Here is an 18805-nt window from a genome sequence, read left to right on the forward strand (position 1 = left end):
GAATCCGGCTCTCTGTTGCGCAGTGACGCCTGGGTAGTGGTGGCTGCGGGTGACCCGCTCGGCTGATCTTGCGCCATGCTCTTTTATCGACGCCATGCAGTGAGATACCGTCACGTCCAGTGACTACGCCTTGCCGTTCGATGACGAAGATCGTGCTAGAGAACGGAGTCGAGCCACTGGGTTCGCTCGAACAGTGCCTCGGTGTCGGTGTGAATGAAGCGACCGCAACTAACCCCGGCACCGAAATTCTTATCCGAGCCGGGGAGGAATTGCTTCGCATCGACGAATTGTGCCCCCAGCGAGCACAAGGAGATGCGTGTGTTGCGCTGCCAGAGGAGTCTTTGCCGTGACATTAGGCGTGCGTGCTTGGGTATCGACGAGGTTCTTGGCGTTTTTCGTGAGCTGGGCAATTTTCCAGTCGTATTGGGGCATGTGGCTCGCCCATCGCGGACTCTCGGTATCCGAGATCGGCGCGGCGGTTGGTTGCTCACTCGCCGCGCGCGCCGTCACGGTGGCAGTTGTCTATCCGGCATTGAATCGTCATGCGACACTGCTGCGATTGAGCCGGATCGTGCCGTGGCTCGTCACTGCAGCCTCGGTCCCTTACCTGTTCGTGATCGGGTTTCCGATGCTTCTCGTCATCTCGATCGCGTTCGGGTTCATCTATCCGATCATGCTTCCCCTCAACGAGACGATAGCGACGGTCGCCGCCAGACGAGGGTTGCTGCCCTATGGGCCCACGAGAGCACTCGGCTCCCTCGGTTTCATCGTCGGCACCCTGGCCGCAGGCGGGCTCACCTCACTGCTCGGCGCCGGTGTACTCGCTCCTACCCTGATCGGGGCGTGCCTGCTGATCGCTGTGATCGGCATCATCGGCCCGCGAGACGCAGACGCACTGAGCATCCGAGGCTCCGGAATGCACGGTTTCGCCGCTCTTGCGCGGGACAGGGCCTTCCTTGCGTGCCTGACGATCGCCGTTCTCGTTCAAGGCTCCCATGCTGCGTATTACAGCTTTGGGGCGCTCAGAGCCAGCGAAATCACCTCTCCAGCCGCCGTGCCCCTGCTTCTGGTACTCGCACCGCTGAGCGAATTTGCACTGTTCTTTCTCGCGCGGCGGCGGTTCGAGCGCTGTGATTATCGAACACTCTTCGCTATCGGGATAGTTGTTGCGGCGGCGCGCTGGGTCCTGCTTGCCTTCGCCGGAAACTGGCAACTCCTTGCATTCTCGCAACTGCTGCATGGCGGGTCCTTCGCTACTACGCACATGGCTTTCACGATGTACGTTCGCGATCGCGTCACCGTCGATATTCACGCCACAGCGCAAGGGCTCTACGCTTCGCTCGCTACGGGGCTCGGCACCGCGGTGCTTACCGTCGTCGCCGGCCTACTGATCAGTGCCAGCTTCGAGGCTGCGCTCATAACCATGGCGCTGGCCGCCCTCTCGGGCATAATCTTTCTCCCCGCGCTAGGTCCCCTCTCCTCGTTCCGCGAAATGTCGCGAGATGCCGCCCGGCGGTCGAGATCCCCCGCCGCGGCCTCGCATCTCGTCCGTCTCCCGCCATCTCGCGAGGTGCCACCTCCCGGCCCGGGCCGAGAGGGTGACGGCCGGTAGGATCGACGCGCATCCCGTCCCCCTCCCCTGGAGCCTCCAGCACATGGCAGACAGCCGCACCGCCGTTCCCGACACCACTGCGAACGCGGAGGCGACGCCCGAACGGGAGCAGCCGTATGCGGCACTCGGGCTCAAGCCCGACGAGTACGCGAGCATCCGCGAGATCCTCGGCCGACGACCCACCAGCGGCGAGCTAGCCATGTACTCGGTGATGTGGAGCGAACACTGCTCCTACAAATCGTCCAAGATGTACCTCCGCCAGTTCGGGCAGAAGGTCTCGCCCGCGATGAAGAAGAACCTCATGGTCGGCATGGGCGAGAACGCGGGAGTGGTCGACGTCGGCGAGGGCTGGGCGGTCACGTTCAAGATCGAGAGCCACAACCACCCGAGCTACATCGAACCTTTCCAGGGCGCGGCAACCGGAGTGGGCGGCATCGTCCGCGACATCATCTCGATGGGCGCGCGGCCGGTCGCGGTCATGGACGCGCTGCGCTTCGGACGCGTAGACGACCCGGACACCGCCCGCGTCGTGCACGGCGTGGTCGCCGGCATCTCCTTCTATGGCAACTGCCTCGGCCTGCCGAACATCGGCGGCGAGACCTACTTCGACTCCGTTTACCAGGGCAACCCGCTCGTGAACGCGCTCGCCGTCGGCGTCCTCCGCCACGAAGACCTGCACCTCGCGAACGCCCGCGGAGTCGGCAACAAGGTGGTGCTGTTCGGGGCGCGCACGGGAGGCGACGGCATCGGCGGCGCGTCGATCCTCGCCTCCGACACCTTTGCCGACGGAGGCCCGACCAAGCGCCCCGCCGTGCAGGTCGGCGACCCCTTCGCCGAGAAGGTGCTCATCGAGTGCTGCCTCGAGCTGTTCCGCAAGGATCTGGTCGAGGGCATCCAGGACCTCGGCGCCGCGGGCATCTCGTGCGCCACGTCCGAGCTCGCCTCCAACGGCGACGGCGGCATGTTCATTTCGCTCGACTCCGTGCTGTTGCGTGACCCCTCACTCACGGCGGAGGAGATCCTGATGTCCGAGTCGCAGGAACGGATGATGGCCGTCGTCCGACCCGACAAGCTCGACGCGTTCCTCGAGGTCGTCGGCAAGTGGGATGTCGAGACCAGCGTGTTGGGCGTGGTCACCGACTCCGGCCGCCTCATCATCGACTGGCACGGCGAAGAGATCGTCAACGTGGACCCGCGGACCGTCGCCGTGGACGGACCGGTCTATGAGCGCCCGATTGCCTACCCCGCGTGGCTCGACGCACTGCAGGCCGACTCCGCCTCCCGTCTGCCGCGCTCCACCGGCGGCGATGCCCTCCGCGCCGAGACTCTCGCGCTGCTCGGCTCCGCGAACCTGGCCGACAAGAGCTGGATCACTTCGCAGTACGACCGTTACGTGCTCGGCAACACGGCGCTCAGCTACCCCGACGACGGCGGCATGGTCCGCGTGGACGAGGAGTCGGGCCTGGGCTTCGCTGTCGCGACCGACGCCAACGGCCGCTGGTGCCAGCTCGACCCGGCCCAGGGCGCTCGCCTCGCACTAGCGGAGGCGTTCCGCAACGTGGCGGTCACGGGAGCGACGCCGGTCGCCGTCTCCGACTGCCTCAACTTCGGCAGTCCCGAGAACCCCGAGGTGATGTGGCAGTTCCGCGAGGCCGTCGGCGCGCTCGCGGACGCGTGCCTCGAGCTCGAGATCCCCGTCACCGGCGGCAACGTCTCGTTCTACAACCAGACCGGAGACGTCCCGATTTTCCCGACCCCGGTCGTGGGCGTGCTCGGCGTGATCGACGACGTCGCGCGCCGCATCCCCTCCGGCTGGCAGGACGAGGGCGACAACCTGTACCTCCTCGGTACGACCCGCGACGAACTCGACGGCTCCGCATGGTCGGGCACGGTGCACGACCACCTCGGCGGGCGGCCCCCGCAACTCGATTTGGCGGCTGAGCGTTCGCTGGCCGAACTCATTGCGGCCGGCGCGAAGGAGTCGCTGATCGCCTCCGCCCACGACCTCGCCGACGGCGGTCTCGTGGTGGCGCTGGCCGAGTCGGCTCTGCGCTTCGGCGTGGGCGCGCGCATCTGGCTCGATGAGCTGATGGAGCGCGACGGCGTCGACACGACGGCCGCGCTGTTCTCGGAGTCGACCGGCCGCGTGCTCGTGTCGGTTCCGCGGGAGGACGATGTCAAGTTCCGCGGCCTCTGCGAGGGCCGGGGCTACCCGGTGCTGCGGATCGGCGTGACCGACGCGGCGACTCCGGCGGTCGAGGTGCAGGGGCTCTTCACGCTGCCGCTCGACGAGCTGCGCGCCGTCAACAGCGCCGTGCTGCCGCACCACTTCGGCTGACCCGGCGCCGCCCGCGCGCCCGCGCTTTCGCGAATGTCCAAAAGTTGTCGCACTCGACGCCGAGTGCGACAACTTTTGCGCTCTCGCGTCGGCCCCCAGGGGCCGCGTCCGCGCCGTCAGCCCGACTGCGCCGGCAGGTCGTCCGGCTCAGCGTTGTCGAGCACGCGGCCGTTCTGATCGCCCACGCTCAGCACCGTCGACGGGCTCAGGTTCAGCGTGTCGCCACCGAAGAGACTGGTGATGCTCACGCCATCGCGACGCACCGAGTTGAGGGCGTCGAGATACTCCGTGCTCACGCAGAAGCGGTCGGCAATCCGCTCGCTGATATCGCCTGCGGCGACAACGTACGCGGCAACCGTGCCATCGGAAGCGGTCCGCACCACCCCGGTCGCGCCCACCCGCGTGCCGCGATCGCGCACCACCTCAAGCCTGATTCCGTCGAGGGTGCCGGCACCGACGGTCTGACTCGCGCACTCGCCCGTGTCGCTCGCAACCGGCGCCGGAGTGATCGACACACTCGGCACGGGCCGCGGCGACCCGCCACCGGCCGTCCGCCCATCGGACCCGGCACCCGCAGACTCCGCCGCGGGTACATCCGCTGTCCCGACCGCCTCCGCTCCGCCTGGTCCGGGAGCCGTGCAGCCCGCGAGTAGGAGCACTACAGAGAAAGCGATCACGAGCCGCTGCGTCGTCCGGACCATGCCGCGACTCTAGCCGAAGGCCCCTAACGTGCTGCCGATCCCCGGCACTTCCCGGCCCGAAAGCATCCGCGACTCCGCGACGACAGCCGACCTGCAGCTCACCGCTGAAGAGCTGGCCTCCCTCGACTGAGCACCTGTCGAACGAAGGATGAACGGTCCAGGCACCCACACACGCGGCGGTTCACCGCGGGCCGTTCCCAACGAAGGAAGGATCGCGTACCCGGCCCCGATTCACGCGGATCTGCGAGCGCCGACACGAATCCTTCCTTCGTTGGGAACACGACCTCCCCGCACCGCGTCCCAGCGGCCCGAGCAGAAGCAACTCTCTCCCTGCGTCGCGTGGAGGGCACAGTACGCACCGGCCTCAGGAGTCGGCGACCGAGATCGCCAGCACAATCGCCGTCAACGTCGTCCGTAGCCGCTCGAGCGCCGCCGACTCCGACTCGTCCTCGAGCATCGACTGCTTGACCGCGTCGTCATAGCCCGCGACCAGCAGCCGCACAGCTGTCGTCGGCTCGAGCGAAAAATCCCGCCGCACCTGGCGCAGCGCCCCGTGCACGATCTGCACGAGGGAGGCGTCGAACCGGGCCCGGAAGTCCCGGTACTGCGGCGCAATGCGCGGATCGCGCAGGGCCAACAGCTCGAACTCCGACTCCACCACGCACCACCGCCGACTGTCGGTCACCGGCCCCTGAAGGAAGTCGAGGATGACCACCGCGAGGGTCTCGGCGCTCAGTGGCTCGTCCGACTCGACGACCCGGGGGATGGTGCGACCCATTTGCTCGACGAGGCCGGTGATCCGAGCGCCGTTCTCCCGCTCCATCAGGGCGAAGAACAGCTCCTCTTTCGAGGAGAAGTTGGAGTAGAAAGCACCGCGCGAGAAGCTCGCGCGCTCGCAGATCTGCTCGACGGAGGCGGAGTGCACGCCGGTCTCGGCGAAGACGTCGTAGGCGGCGTCGAGCAGGCGCTCGCGCGTGCGCCCGCGTCGGGAGGTCTCGGGAGCAGTGGGCTCGATCGCCGTCACTGTGTGCACCTCCCAGATTGTCAATGCCTTCGTCGACCCTCACTGTACGCGATACGTTCCTGTATCGAATACGGCGTCGTATCGGATACGCTCGTGTATCGAAGCCAGTCCCCGTCGCGGCACCCAGCCCCACCCTGGCGCCCAGGTACAGAGACGTATCGCCTCCCTCCCACCCACCGTCAGGAGACCGCGTGTCGTCGCTGCTCTACCGTCTCGGTCGTCGCGTGTACCGCGCCCACCGCCTCGTCGCCGTCCTCTGGCTGCTCATCGTCGTGGCGGGCGGAGGCGGAGCGCTGCTGCTCAACCAGGGCACCGACAACACCTTCTCCATCCCCGGCACGCAGTCCCAGACCGCGCTCGACCAACTCGAGCGCACCTTCCCCCAGGTCAGCGGCACGTCGGCCCGCTACGTCGTCATCGCGCCCGAGGGAGGCAGCGTCCAGGACGCCGACGTGAAGGGGCCGGTCAGCGATGCGGTCGCCGCCCTCGGCAACGTCGATGAAGTGGCAGCGGTCACCGATCCCTACTCCGACAGCGTGTCGGGCACGATCTCCAAGGCGGGCAACGCTCTGGTCGTCACCGCGCAGATGGACGGTTCGGCCACCACCACGAGCACCGCCAGCCGCGATGCGCTCAAGGCCGAGGCGACGACCCTCCAGGACGCCCTGCCCGCCGGCTCCGTCGTCTCGCTCGGCGGCGACCTCTTCGCGCAGAACTTGCCCGGCGTGACGATCACCGAAGCGATCGGCCTGGTGGTCGCGCTCGTCGTGCTCGTGCTCACCTTCGGCTCGTTCCTGGCCGCCGGGATGCCGCTGGTCACCGCTCTGCTCGGCGTCGCGCTCTCGATGTCGGCAATTTTCATCGCCACCCGCTTCGCCTCGATCTCGTCGACCACGCCCCTCCTGGCCCTGATGCTGGGACTTGCGGTCGGAATCGACTACGCCCTGTTCATCATCAGCCGCCACCAGGACCAGCTGCGCCAGGGCATGGATCCGGAGGAGTCGACCGCGCGCGCGACCGCGACCGCCGGCTCCGCTGTCGTCTTCGCCGGCCTGACCGTCATCATCGCCCTGGTCGGCCTGTCGGTCGCGGGCATCCCCTTCCTCACCACGATGGGCATCGCGGCGGCGGGCGGAGTCGCCATCGCCGTGGTCATCGCCCTCACCCTGACCCCCGCGCTGCTCGGCTTCGCGGGCGGACGTCTGCGCCCCAAGGAGCGCCGCCTGAAGAAGCGGGCCGCGGCCACCTCGGGCACCCACGTCGACTCCGAGGCACCAGGACACGCGGCCGTGCCCTCCCCGGGCTCGCACGCGCACGCCGAGGTCCCCCGTGGCTTCTTCCGCGGCTGGGTCCGGGTCGTCACCCGCTTCCCGATCGTCACGATCATCGCGGTGATCGGCGTGCTCGGCGTCGCCAGCATCCCGGCGCTCAGCCTGCGCCTCGCCCTGCCTGATGCGGGCTACCAGGCCGAGGGCACGCCGGCGCGCACCACTTACGACCTCCTCGCCGAGAACTTCGGAGCCGGCTACAATGGCCCGCTCATCGTCACCGGCACGATCATCGGCTCGACCGATCCGCTCGGCTTGATGAACGACCTGAAAGGCGAGATCGAGAGGCTCGACGGAGTCGCCTCGGTGCCGCTTGCGACGCCGAACGGGACCGCCGACACCGGCATCATCCAGGTGATCCCGGAGGGCGGCCCGGACTCCGAGGCAACCAAGGCGCTGGTCGCCGAGATCCGCGACAAGCACGACGACTTCCAGCGGGAGTACGGCGTCGACCTCGCGGTGACCGGCCAGACCGCGGTCGGTATCGATATCTCGGACACGCTCGCCAAGGCGCTGCTGCCGTTCGGTCTGCTCGTGGTCGGCCTGTCGCTGGTGCTGCTGACGATGGTGTTCCGCTCGCTCTGGGTGCCGATCAAGGCGACGCTGGGCTACCTACTCTCCGTCGGCGCCTCCTTCGGTGCCGTGGCCGCAGTCTTCGAGTGGGGCTGGTTCTCTGAGGCGCTGCACGTCGACAAGACCGGACCGATCATCAGCTTCATGCCGATCATCCTGATGGGCGTGCTCTTCGGCCTGGCGATGGACTACGAGGTATTCCTGGTTTCGCGGATGCGCGAGGACTACGTGCACGGTCGGCCAGCGCGAGCGGCCGTCGAGTCGGGCTTCGTCGGCTCGGCCAAGGTGGTCACGGCCGCCGCGATCATCATGTTCTCGGTCTTCGCCGCCTTCGTGCCGGAGGGGGACACCAACATCAAGCCGATCGCGCTCGGCCTGGCCGTGGGCGTCTTCGTTGACGCGTTCATCGTGCGGATGACGCTGGTGCCCGCCGTGCTGCACCTCCTCGGCGACCGCGCGTGGCACATGCCGCGGTGGCTCGACCGCATCCTGCCCTCCTTCGACGTGGAGGGCGAGGGCCTGACGAAGGAGCTCGCGCTCGCCGACTGGCCGGAGCCGGGCGCGACCGACGCGATCGCCGCCGAGGGCCTGTGCCTCGACGGCCCCGATGGACCCGTGTACCGCGATGTGTCGCTGCGGGTCGCGGCCGGATCCTCCCTCGTCGTGCACGGCCCGCACCGCTCAGGCCGCACCGCGCTGCTGCTGAGCATCGCCGGCCGTCTCGCCCCCGATTCCGGGCGCTTGAAAGTCGCGGGCCTGGTGGTGCCGATACGCTCGGGCGCCGTGCGCGCCAAGGTCGGGCTGGTGCGCCTGACCGGAGTAGCCGATCCTGTCGCCGAGGTGCGCTCGGCCCTCGAGTCGGCCCCGTCGATCCTGGTACTCGATGACCTCGACACGGTCACCGATCCGCTGCTGCGCGAGGCAATCCGGGCCGAACTCCACGCGGCCCGCGCCGCCGACGGCAGGTTCACCGTGGTCGTCTCCGCCATCGACGCCGACGCGCTCGATGACGTCCTCCCCACCGACCGCGGCACGCTCGCGGTCTCCCCCGCGGCCGAACGCCGCGCGATCGCAAAGGTCCTCTGACAGATGGTTCGCTTCTCCCTCGAACGCCCGCGCGGAGTCAAGAAGGTGTCCGGGGTGACCCTTCTCGGGATCGTCCTCGTCCCCCTCGTGATCGGCGGCCTCCTCGTCTGGGCGCTATGGAACCCGACCGAGCGCCTCGACCGGATCACGGCCGCCGTGGTCAATGAGGACACGCCCGTCGAGGTCAACGGGCAGACCGTTCCGCTCGGGCGCCAGCTCGCCTCCGGTCTCGTCACGGGTGGCAACGACTCCTCGACCGCGACGCCCTCGCCGAGCACCACACTTGCGCCGAATGTCTCCGGTTCGGACTCGACCGGCAACTTCACCTGGGTTCTCACCGACAAGGACGACGCCGCCAAGGGCCTGGCCGACGGCAGCTACGCGACCGTCGTGACCATCCCCTCCTCCTTCTCGGCCGCGGCCACCTCGTACTCGGGCGAGGCTGCGCAGGCGACCAAGGCGACCATCGACATCGCCACCAGCCAGAAAGCCAAGCTCGTCGACGACGCGATCTCGGCGACCGTCACCAGCACCGCCACCTCACTGCTGAACACGCAGCTCACCACCGCGTATCTCGAGAACGTCTACGTCGGCTTCAACACCCTGCACGACAACATCAGCCAGGCAGCCGACGGAGCCGGGACCCTCGCCGACGGCGCGGACCAGCTCAGCACGGGCGCCTCCTCCCTCGCCGATGGCACGGGCAGCCTCGCGACCGGCGTCGGCGAGCTCGCGACGGGCGCCTCGTCCCTGTCGAACGGAGTCGCACAGCTCGGCACCGGCGCCTCCTCCCTCGCCGACGGCGTCGGGCAGCTGGGTACTGGCGCGTCCGATCTCTCGGGCGGAGTCGCGCAGCTCGCCACGGGTGCCCGCAGCTCCGCAACGGGGGCGGCGACGTTGCAGGGCGGCGCCTCCTCCCTCGCTGACGGCCTCGACCAGCTCAGGGGCGGAGTGGAGAAGACCGGCGAGGGGACGCAGCAGGTTGCCGCCCTGAGCGCGGGCGCTGCCACAGCCACCGCGCAGACGCTGGCCGGCCTCTCGACCGTGCTCGAGTGGTGCAGCACCGAGCAGTGCGTCGCGGCCAAGGCCGTCCTCGCCTCGGCGAGCGGACCCACCGGCGCGGTCACCCTCACCCAGCAGACGGCGGGCGCGGTGGCCGGGATCGACGCGGGAATCCGCACCGGCGGCGGCGGGCAACCCTCGCTGATCGACGCCGTCGGGCAGTCCGCCACAGGTGCCCGCTCCCTCGCTGATGGCATCGGCCAACTCTCCGGCGGCCTGACGCAGCTGGCCGGCGGAGCCGACGCGGCCGCGGGCGGCGCAGCTCAGCTCGCCACCGGAGCGACCAGCGCGGCGCAAGGAGCCCGCGACCTCGCGGCCGGCGCGACCACCGCTGCGGGAGGGGCGGCCCAGCTCGCGACGGGCGCCTCCTCCGCTGCCGACGGAGCCACCCAGCTCGCAGATGGCGCGACCGGGGTTTCCGACGGCGCGGTGCAGCTCACCGACGGCACCCGCTCGCTCGCTACGGGACTCGACGCAGCCGTCGCCCAACTGCCGACCTACACCGAGTCCGAGTCGACGAACCTCGCCGACGTCGTCTCGGACCCGGTCGAGAACGCGAGCAACACGAATGACCTCTTCGGAGCGGCCAGCGTCCCGTTCTTCACGACCATCGCCCTCTGGCTCGGCGCCCTCGCGACGTTCCTCGTGCTCGCCGCGTTCTCGCACCGCGCGCTCTCCTCGACCCGCTCCTCCGCGGCGCTGGCCCTCTCCTCCTACGTGCCCGCTCTCGTGATCGGAGTCGTGCAGGGCCTCGCGGTGGCGATCGTGATGAGCAACGTCGCAAGTCTGGAGTTCGGCCGTTGGGTCGGCTTCGCCCTGCTCTCGATGCTGGCGGGGGCGTCGTTCGCCGCCGTCAACCAGGGCCTCGTGGCACTGCTCGGAGGCGTCGGCCGGTTCCTCTCGATGGTCGCGGCGGTGATCGCGCTCGGCGCGGGCATCATCTCGACCGTGCCGGGTCTGTTCACCGATGTGCTCGGCTTCCTGCCGCTGTCCGCCGCGCAGAACGTGCTCTCGGGAGTCGTCGAGGGGACGGAGGGAACAGCCGGCGCGGTCGTCGGACTCGTGGTCTGGCTACTGTTCGGACTGCTGCTGACCGTCGTCGCCATCGCTCGACGTCGGGTCACCTCCGTCCGCGCCCTGCGACGCACCGTCGAGGCGTAGCCCGCTCGGGCGGCGGCTCCTGAGCCGTCGCCCGGCATATGTCGGATGGATTCTTGCGCGAAGTACCCCGAGCTAGGGACGGATGAGGCGAGGATCGCGCCGTCTCTGCGCCTGCCCACCTACCCCCGCACAGTGAGGGATACCCTGACGCGGTGGAGTCGGAACCAGCGGTGATCCGGGCCGGGCGTCTGTATGGCCCGTCGGCCCTTCTCCGCCTGCGTGCGCTCTTTTTCCGGCTGGTCGGAGCGGGCCTCGCCGCCGTGCTCATCCCCTTCGCGATTCTTGCCGATCGACGCGGCGTCCTCGACGAATCGATCCTCGCCCTCATCTTCCTCGCCGTGACCGCAGCAGTCGGCCTCGCCTCGGCCGTGTCCCTCTTCGTCCTCACGCCGACCCGCATCATGACCACCGAGACTCGAGTTGTGCTGATGCGCGGACACCGGCGGCGCGAGCAGTGGCCCCGCCGGTCGGTCCGTTTCATGGAGTCGCGCGACGGTGACGGCTTCGTCGCCTGGTGCCGCGGTGATGGGGTCGACGTCCGCTGCGCTCACTACCGCCCCGAGGATCTGGCCGCCCTGCTCGCCGACCTCGGTGCTGTCGCCCACATCCGCGACGCTGTCGCCCCCGCCGACGCGACAGGCGCGCACGCGGTGCTCTTCCGCCCACTTCTCGCTCCGCTGCGTCGGCGGGCTCTCGTGCTCGTCATCGTCGCCACCGAGGCGTTCGCCGCGGGAATCCTGGCGGTCGCCCTCGCTGACGCCCCCTCTGGCGAGAGACACCAGATCATCGCGGGCTCCGTGATCGCGGCCCTCTCCCTACCGCTTGGTCTGACCGCCGCGCGCCTCGCGCTTCGACCCGGGCTGCCCAAGACGATCATCGTCTCCGCGTCGGCGATCCAGATCGACGGCCTGGTCTTTCCACTCGACGCGCTGCGCTCCGTGGTCGCAAGCAGTCCGACCGGGCGGAGCGGTCTGCGCCTGACCCTCATCGAGACGAGCGGCCGCGTCACCCGGGTGCCGCTCGGGCTACGCCTGCCCATGCTGCGTCGGGATGAGTTCTTCCCCGACTATCCGCTGTTACTCGGCGTGCTTCGCGAGCGCACCGCGCCACTGCCGGGGCTGCTCCGCATCGAGGGCTGAGCTGCGCCAAGAAGTCTTCGACGGGATGTGCAGACCTTCCTCGCGTGCAACCTCGGAGATCTTCGGCGGTGAGGTCCCGGAGGACGTCCATTCCAACTCCGGCCACCCGGCAGGTTTGATTCATCGCCCGGCAATGCACAACGTCCTCGCTCGCGCACCCGAGAGATGCCCGCCCCTGAAGAGAGAACTAGGTAACAGGAACGTCTTTGTGCTGAACTCCAGCATTCGGATAGGACACTGGAATTGGGGACGGCGTCGACTCCTCCAGATTCTCCCAACCTTCACCGTCGCCGTCAGTCAACGCGTGCTCCGTCCGGACTCCTCGATAAAGAGGACACGGGCGATGGGATCTCATCGCTTCCGAGGTGGCGTTCGACCATGCCATCACTTATCGCCGATCCAGGCGAAGAGCGCAACAAACAAGAAAGGGGGGTGACCACATGGAAAAAGACATCGATCTCGAAATCGAGCTGATCGCAGACGCATCAGAGCTCATGCCACTGGCCAACATCTCTTAGTGCATCATTGCTCGCGGGGCGGGCAATCACGTCCGCCCCGCTTCATCTTTTCTTGTCATTGAGGCAAAATTGTCGCTAGTTCAAAGCTCAAACTTGTCCGTCCGATGGATTGACGGGAAGGCCGTACTTAGTAATCTCCGATCTAGAAACCGACTTCGCGTCACCGCGAATGTTCTCAGCATCATCAATCGAGTCGCGAGCCCGGTCGATCTCGAGACCCTACTCGCCGAATATCCAGAGGTCGCTCGGCCAGCGATTCAAACACTCCTCGAGGAACTTCTCCAATTAGGGTTCATCGAGTCGACCGATGGTTTCACCGGCGAAGCATGCAAGTGGGCGGCCGCATTCGGTCCTGACGCGCTAGCCTTTCATCACGCCACGTTGGACGTCGGCTTCGTCCCCTTCCGTTCCGAACGGTCTTCCGAATTAGCAAAGCAATTTGCTCAGGACAGCCAACCCGCCCGCGTAAAGCACTATCCGCAAGCGAAACGTGTTTATCTTCCGCGACTTCTTCCTCCGCTTTTAGTCCCCCTCGACGACGCATTTTCAAGACGGCGGACGCATAGAGACTTCACCGCTCGGCCAGTAAGTCTTAACGACCTCACCACCGTCCTTGCGCGCTCCTTCGGAGCGACGAATTTCCAGGACACCGGCCCCCTAGGAACACAACTCGTCAAAGCGAGTCCCGCTGGAGGCTCCCGGCATGACGTAGAGGCGTACGTTCTCGCTTACAATATCTCAGAACTAGAGGCGGCAATCTATCACTACAATACCCTTGAGCACTCGCTCGAGTTCGTAGCACCCTTGCCCGACCGTGAATACCTACTACCAATCGTAGCAAGCCAGCCGCATGCGGTTGATTCGGGATTCTCAGTATTCATGACATCTGTCCTCACCAGGATCGCCTACAAGTACCGACATCCTCGCGCTTACCGCACGTGGATGTACAACGCCGGTCACGTCGCCCAGACCTTCGCGCTCGCAGCGACAGCGGTGAATCTAGGACCATTTCAGACTGCCGCTTTCGAAGATTCCCAGGTCAGCGAACTCCTGAATCTCGATCCGTCAGAAGAGTTTCCAACGTACCTTGTCGGGGCTGGCCACCCGGTACTTAGCAGCAGCGGCCTTCCCCGGGATTTTCGTCCTGCCCAACCCTCATCATCACTGACGCAAGAGAGGCACGACCCTTGACTAACATAAAGTTTGAGAACCTGGCTGGAGACGCTGACACATTCCTCGATGAATATAGAGACAAGAAGCCTTTACTTCGTGTTGGCGCCATACCCGCGCCACATGAGTTGCTGACTCTCAAAGAAGTTGATGACCTACTCACGAGTGAAGCAATTCGCCCGCCTTACTTTCGCATGGCGAAGGAGGGAGATCAGATTCGAGATGGCGTTTTTACTAAGCTGACTCGAGTCCAACTCTCACATATGGACGACGTCATCGATCCTGAGAAGGTAATTGAGGCTTTCCAAGGCGGAGCAACGGTCACTTGGAATTCGATGAATCACTTCAACGCGAATCTTCGCGAGGTTACATCGACCCTCTCTCGGGCGCTTGGCTGCCGAAGCGACGTGGTCTCCTTTCTGACGCCAGGAGGTGGAGTCCAAGGATTCGCCCCTCACCTGGACAATACAGAGGTGTTCGTCATCCAGCTCTACGGTCAGAAGAAGTGGCGCGTGTGGGAGACCATCACTCCGCGCCCGCCGGTCGGCTACGCCCTCGATACTCAAGCACTAGGAGAGCCCACGATGGGGTTCGTCATGAATCCCGGGGATGTGCTTTATCTTCCCTGGGGAACTCCCCACGTTGCGTCCTCCGTGGACCAGATGTCTTTCCACCTTTCCGTCACGACCAAGCCTCGGTCACTCTCCGAGCTTCTTCAGGATGTAGTCAAAGACATCACGGAGGACGATGAAGCCTTCGCCGAGCAGCCGACACTCAATGAATCGCGCTCTGCAAACGTGACCGAAGCGTTGAGTCGTGCCTTTCAACGACTCATTTTCAAGCTTGGCACATTAGACGTTGTGGAAACCTTTAACCGTGCTATAGCCAGAGCCGCCAGGCAAACCGGCACAGGGCATATAAATTTTTTTGAAAACTTGGCAGAATCCGAAGCTGCCCTTGATGAGACGAGCAGATTGATTCGAGTCGAGGGACAGCGTGTTCTCACGGTGAACGATGCGCCGGACGGCAAAGTTGATGTAACAGTCGGGCTGAGGACTTACAGGATGAACGCGAAAGCGATGCCAGCTCTCAAGATTCTTCAAGAAAATTCAGCTATCACCGTCGCGGACATGAGTGCCCACATTGGTAGGTCAGCGGCAATAACCCTCGCCAAGACATTTCTCAGAGTAGGCTATGTGAAGTCGATTGAGGACCACCAGTGACGATATCGAACACACCACCTTCAGAGACCGCAGACGGCAAAACCGTCTTCGTCGTGTATCTGTCGGCAAGGCTCATTTCGATCGCGGGGGCGGCAGCGACCACCGTTGTCGTCCCCGTCCTTGTGTACGCCTCTACGGGCTCAGCAGTTCTGACGGGACTCACCTCGGGCATTGGCGGTGCGAGCTACTTCGCTTTCGGCATACCGGTCGGTCACCTCGTGGATCGGTGGCCTCGGGGTCCGGTGCTCGTCGTCTGCACCCTCCTGCGTGGGCTTGCTCTCGCAGGAATGGCAGCCAGCGCACTCCTCGGCAGCTTGAGCCTGCCCATCCTCTTGACGGTCCTCGTCGTCACAAATGTCTTGTTCGTTGCAACCGATTCGGCACATGCAGGTGCACTACGGACACTCGTTGGAGCGGATGGTCTTCAGCGCGCGAGCGCGTCTGTCGCGGGATTCTCCGCAATCGTGGAAATAGCGGCACCTCTCGCCACTGGTGTCGCCCTCCATGAGACGAGCGCGACAAATGTCTTCTTCATTGAAGCCGTCGGGCTTCTGGGGTCGGCGATTCTCCTCAGGGCCATCTGCGGCCGCCTCGATGCAGCCGATGCGGTACCGAGGTCGAGGCCGACATGGTCAGCGGCCTTCTCTGGCTTCGCTTTTATGTGGGGAACTCTCCCTGTCCGGCGCGTCACTACCGCCGCTTTTTTCTTCGCCCTCACCGAAGGCCTTGTCCTCGGGCAACTTGTCGTGCTCTTCTCCGGTCGCTACGGACACGAAGAAGGCACGGCGCTCGTGGCCCAGGCGTACACGGCGATTGCCATCGGGTCCGCGTTCGGGTCCTGGCTCCTCACAAGAATTCCGTTCACGAGGCACCCGCTTCTCGTGACTTCGATCAGCTTCCTCTGTGCCGCGGTGGCTCTCTCGGGGATGCTTGTCGCCCGATCGCCCGCTTTCACCCTGGCGGTCGTGGGTCTCTGGGCTGTCCCCTTCATCGTGGTCTTCGTCGGTTCCGCGGCGCTGCGTCACAGCCTTGCGGCTGACCATATCCAGGGCCGGGTCGCTATCGCAGGACGACTTCTCACGCTCGGGGCAGGGATTCCTCTCGGGAATGCGCTCGGCGGGTTGATTTCCGAGACCACCTCCGTCGAGACAACCTATGTGGCCGCCTCCGTCCTGTCGCTGTGCGTCAGCGCGGCCTTCGCGCTGACGAGCGTGAGGACGTTGCTGAGCAAGCGCGTTGGCACCGACTGAGTTCAGGGCGAAAATCTCTGCACCGCACGCGGCATGGAGTACTGACCGCCCCGATCCGCTCGCTCACCACGCAGTGGTGCGGCGAGAGACACGGGAGCAGGCGATTCAGTCCTCGATACCGCTCGCGATGCGCTCGTGGTGGTGAATGACCTCGGCGACGATGAACCCGAGGAACTTCTCGGCGAACGCGGGATCGAGGTGCGACTCCTCGGCGAGCGCCCGCAGTCGCGCAATCTGGCTCGCCTCGCGATCCAGATCGGCGGGCGGCAATCCGTGAGCTGCCTTGAGCCGTCCGACCTTTTGCGTGAACTTGAAGCGCTCCGCGAGCAGGTGGATCAGCGCCGCGTCGATGTTGTCGATGCTTTGGCGAATCTGCACCAGTTCGGCTCGTGCCAGGGTCTCTTCTTGCGACAGGTCCTCACTCATGGTGCGACCCTAACGGAGCGTGCTCCGTTGGTCGCTGAGCGGATGCAGACGACGGCCCCTGCCTAGCCCTGGAGAGGCGCCGTCGTGCTACCGCTGCTCAGTCGACCAGGTTGATCTGCACGGGAATGTTGCCCCGCGTGGCGTTCGAGTAGGGGCAGAGCTGGTGCGCCGCGTCGGCAACGTTCTGCGCCTCCTCGGCGCTCGCCTTCGGCACGTAGACGTCGAGTTCGACCGAGAGACCGAACCCGCCGGAGTCGTTCTTGCCGATCGAGACGCTGGCCGAGACGGCTGCGTCGGTCGTGTCAATCTTCAGCTGCCGGCCGGCTCCGTGCAGTGCGCTGAGGAAGCAGGCCGAATAGCCGGCGGCGAAAAGCTGTTCGGGGTTGGTTCCCTCCCCGGAGCCGCCGAGCTCTTCGGGGGCGCGGGTATCGAGGTCGAGACGGTCGTCCTCTGTGCGGACGTGGCCGTCGCGTCCTCCACCGGAGGCGTGGGCGATGGCGGTGTAAAGAGCATCCATCCGTCCATCCCATCACCCCGCCGCCGTGAGCGAGGTGAACGCCGCATGCCCGCGTGGTGTCGAACCGTCGATTCGCTCCGAGAAGGGCGTCAAGCCCCTCCCCTCCCGTGCCGCGCTGGTGTGCGCTGGACCTCAACCCGGCGTGAACCGGAGAACGGAGACACACATGCGAGCACTTACCTGGCAGGGCATCGAGAAGGTCTCGGTCGAGACCGTACCCGACCCCCGCATCCAGCAGCCGACCGACGCCATCGTCCGGATCACCTCGACCGCGATCTGCGGCTCCGACCTGCACCTGTATCGAATCCTCGGCCCGTACCTCGACAAGGGCGACGTGCTGGGGCACGAACCAATGGGCATCGTGGAGGAGGTCGGCGCGGGAGTGACAACGCTGCGGGTTGGCGACCGAGTCGTCGTTCCCTTTAACATCGCCTGCGGCGAGTGCTTCATGTGTCGCCGCGGCCTGCAGTCGCAGTGCGAGACGACGCAGGTGACCGAGTACGGGTCCGGAGCCGCACTGTTTGGCTACACCAAGATGTACGGCCAGGTCCCCGGCGGGCAGGCCGAATTCCTGCGAGTTCCGCTGGCTGACTACAACACGGTCGTCGTCGGGTCCGACCTGCCCGACGAGCGTTACCTCTTCCTCAGCGACATCGTGCCCACCGCGTGGCAGGGCGTCGACTATGCGCAGGTACCCGATGGCGGATCGCTCGTCGTCTTCGGACTCGGCCCGGTCGGCCAGTTCGCCACGCGCATCGGCGTACACAAGGGCTACCGCGTGCTCGCGGTCGATCCGGTTGCCGAGCGCCGCGAGATGGCGGCCCGCCACGGCGTCGAGACGTTCGATCTCTCGGACGACATCGCCGACCAGCTCCGTGACCTCACCGACGGGCGCGGACCCGACTCCGTCGTCGACGCGGTCGGTATGGAGGCGCACGGGTCCCCGATGGGCTCCCTCGCCCAGACGATGGCCGGGATACTCCCTGATCCGATCGCCCGCAAGGCGATGGACACGGTGGGGGTCGATCGACTCGCTGCGGTGACTGCCTCCCTGGATCTCGTGCGCCGCGGGGGGACGGTCTCGCTCAGCGGCGTCTATGGCGGCGAGGCCGACCCACTGCCGCTGAAGTCGATGTTCGACAAGCAGGTCACAGTGAAGATGGGGCAGTGCAACGTGAAGCGCTGGATTGATGAGCTGCTACCACTGGTCGAGGATCCGGCCGACCCGCTGGGAGTCCTGGATCTCACCACGCATCGCGCTCCCCTCGAGGACGCTCCCGGCCTCTATGAGACGTTCCAGAAGAAGGAGGACGGCTGCATCAAGGTCGTGCTGCACCCGTAGCCGCCGCGGGGATCCGCTCCGCGTACCGATGACGAAGGCGGCGCCCCCCTAAGGGGAGCGCCGCCTTCGCGGTAGAGGTGTGACCTACTTGAAGACATCCTTGACGTCTTCGCCGACCTTCTTGGTCGAGGCCGCAGCCTGGTCCTTCTGGCCTTCGGCCTTCAGGCTGTCATCGTTCTTGTGGTCGCCCAGGGCTTCCTTCGCCTTGCCGGCGATGTCCTGAGCGGCGTTCTTGATCTTGTCATCGAGCCCCATGGTGGTGCCTCCTTTGCTGATCGTTGGCACGACCGTAAGGCCGAAGACTGCCGGTCGGCTGAATACGAAAAGGGGCTTGC

Annotated in this window: 14 protein-coding genes; 9 read left to right on the forward strand and 5 right to left on the reverse strand. The window is 66.1% G+C overall.

What is annotated here, in order from left to right; all coding sequences use genetic code 11:
* Nucleotides 1–358: 358 nt before the first annotated feature.
* Together B0H03_RS08915 and purL are read left to right on the forward strand one after the other, a co-directional pair.
* Entirely contained in the window at nucleotides 359–1612 is a 1254-nt protein-coding gene (locus B0H03_RS08915) for an MFS transporter (protein ID WP_258062074.1), read from the forward strand.
* A 43-nt stretch (nucleotides 1613–1655) separates the two neighbouring features.
* Nucleotides 1656–3950 carry a phosphoribosylformylglycinamidine synthase subunit PurL gene (gene purL, locus B0H03_RS08920; RefSeq protein ID WP_104354392.1) on the forward strand — a complete coding sequence of 765 codons (2295 nt, stop codon included), beginning with the start codon at nucleotides 1656–1658 and terminating at the stop codon, nucleotides 3948–3950.
* A gap of 116 nt (nucleotides 3951–4066) precedes the next feature.
* Here the strand turns inward: purL and B0H03_RS08925 are convergent, their stop codons facing one another.
* Entirely contained in the window at nucleotides 4067–4651 is a 585-nt protein-coding gene (locus B0H03_RS08925; RefSeq protein WP_104265955.1) for a hypothetical protein, read from the reverse strand.
* A gap of 364 nt (nucleotides 4652–5015) precedes the next feature.
* Nucleotides 5016–5684 carry a TetR/AcrR family transcriptional regulator gene (locus B0H03_RS08935; protein ID WP_160487302.1) on the reverse strand — a complete coding sequence of 223 codons (669 nt, stop codon included), beginning with the start codon at nucleotides 5682–5684 and terminating at the stop codon, nucleotides 5016–5018.
* A gap of 182 nt (nucleotides 5685–5866) precedes the next feature.
* Between B0H03_RS08935 and B0H03_RS08940 the strand changes: the two genes are divergently transcribed.
* The 6 genes from B0H03_RS08940 to B0H03_RS08965 all read left to right on the forward strand — a co-directional run bounded on the left by B0H03_RS08940 (nucleotide 5867) and on the right by B0H03_RS08965 (nucleotide 16185).
* Nucleotides 5867–8662, forward strand: a complete 2796-nt coding sequence (locus tag B0H03_RS08940; RefSeq protein WP_104265953.1) for an MMPL family transporter — start codon at nucleotides 5867–5869, stop codon at nucleotides 8660–8662.
* Between the two features lie 54 nt (nucleotides 8663–8716).
* Nucleotides 8717–10885: a YhgE/Pip domain-containing protein gene (locus B0H03_RS08945; protein ID WP_241560463.1), complete on the forward strand. Its 2169-nt coding sequence runs from the start codon at nucleotides 8717–8719 to the stop codon at nucleotides 10883–10885.
* Nucleotides 10886–11037: 152 nt separating this feature from the next.
* Nucleotides 11038–12024 carry a hypothetical protein gene (locus B0H03_RS08950; protein WP_104354390.1) on the forward strand — a complete coding sequence of 329 codons (987 nt, stop codon included), beginning with the start codon at nucleotides 11038–11040 and terminating at the stop codon, nucleotides 12022–12024.
* Between the two features lie 899 nt (nucleotides 12025–12923).
* Nucleotides 12924–13733, forward strand: coding sequence for a SagB/ThcOx family dehydrogenase (locus B0H03_RS17455; RefSeq protein WP_160487303.1), 810 nt, complete (start codon nucleotides 12924–12926; stop codon nucleotides 13731–13733).
* The gene (locus tag B0H03_RS08960) at nucleotides 13730–14935 is read left to right on the forward strand and encodes a cupin domain-containing protein (protein ID WP_160487304.1); all 1206 of its coding nucleotides are present in this window, start codon (nucleotides 13730–13732) and stop codon (nucleotides 14933–14935) included. Before B0H03_RS17455 ends, B0H03_RS08960 begins: the two co-directional genes overlap by 4 nt.
* A complete protein-coding gene (locus B0H03_RS08965) occupies nucleotides 14932–16185 on the forward strand; it encodes an MFS transporter (RefSeq protein ID WP_104265948.1) in 1254 nt (417 codons plus the stop codon). The genes B0H03_RS08960 and B0H03_RS08965 overlap by 4 nt, the downstream gene beginning before the upstream one ends.
* A gap of 105 nt (nucleotides 16186–16290) precedes the next feature.
* Here the strand turns inward: B0H03_RS08965 and B0H03_RS08970 are convergent, their stop codons facing one another.
* Both B0H03_RS08970 and B0H03_RS08975 read right to left on the reverse strand, forming a co-directional pair.
* A complete protein-coding gene (locus B0H03_RS08970; protein ID WP_104265947.1) occupies nucleotides 16291–16611 on the reverse strand; it encodes a chorismate mutase in 321 nt (106 codons plus the stop codon).
* Between the two features lie 97 nt (nucleotides 16612–16708).
* Nucleotides 16709–17128 carry an organic hydroperoxide resistance protein gene (locus B0H03_RS08975; protein WP_104265946.1) on the reverse strand — a complete coding sequence of 140 codons (420 nt, stop codon included), beginning with the start codon at nucleotides 17126–17128 and terminating at the stop codon, nucleotides 16709–16711.
* A 166-nt stretch (nucleotides 17129–17294) separates the two neighbouring features.
* Here B0H03_RS08975 and B0H03_RS08980 point away from each other — a divergent pair, with 166 nt between their 5' ends.
* Entirely contained in the window at nucleotides 17295–18470 is a 1176-nt protein-coding gene (locus tag B0H03_RS08980) for a zinc-dependent alcohol dehydrogenase (RefSeq protein ID WP_104265945.1), read from the forward strand.
* A gap of 84 nt (nucleotides 18471–18554) precedes the next feature.
* On the opposite strand, the gene B0H03_RS08985 is transcribed toward B0H03_RS08980, so the two are convergent.
* Entirely contained in the window at nucleotides 18555–18725 is a 171-nt protein-coding gene (locus B0H03_RS08985; protein ID WP_085477811.1) for a CsbD family protein, read from the reverse strand.
* Nucleotides 18726–18805 lie beyond the last annotated feature (80 nt).

It is taken from the genome of Rathayibacter iranicus NCPPB 2253 = VKM Ac-1602 (assembly GCF_003149025.1).
GTDB lineage: Bacteria > Actinomycetota > Actinomycetes > Actinomycetales > Microbacteriaceae > Rathayibacter > Rathayibacter iranicus.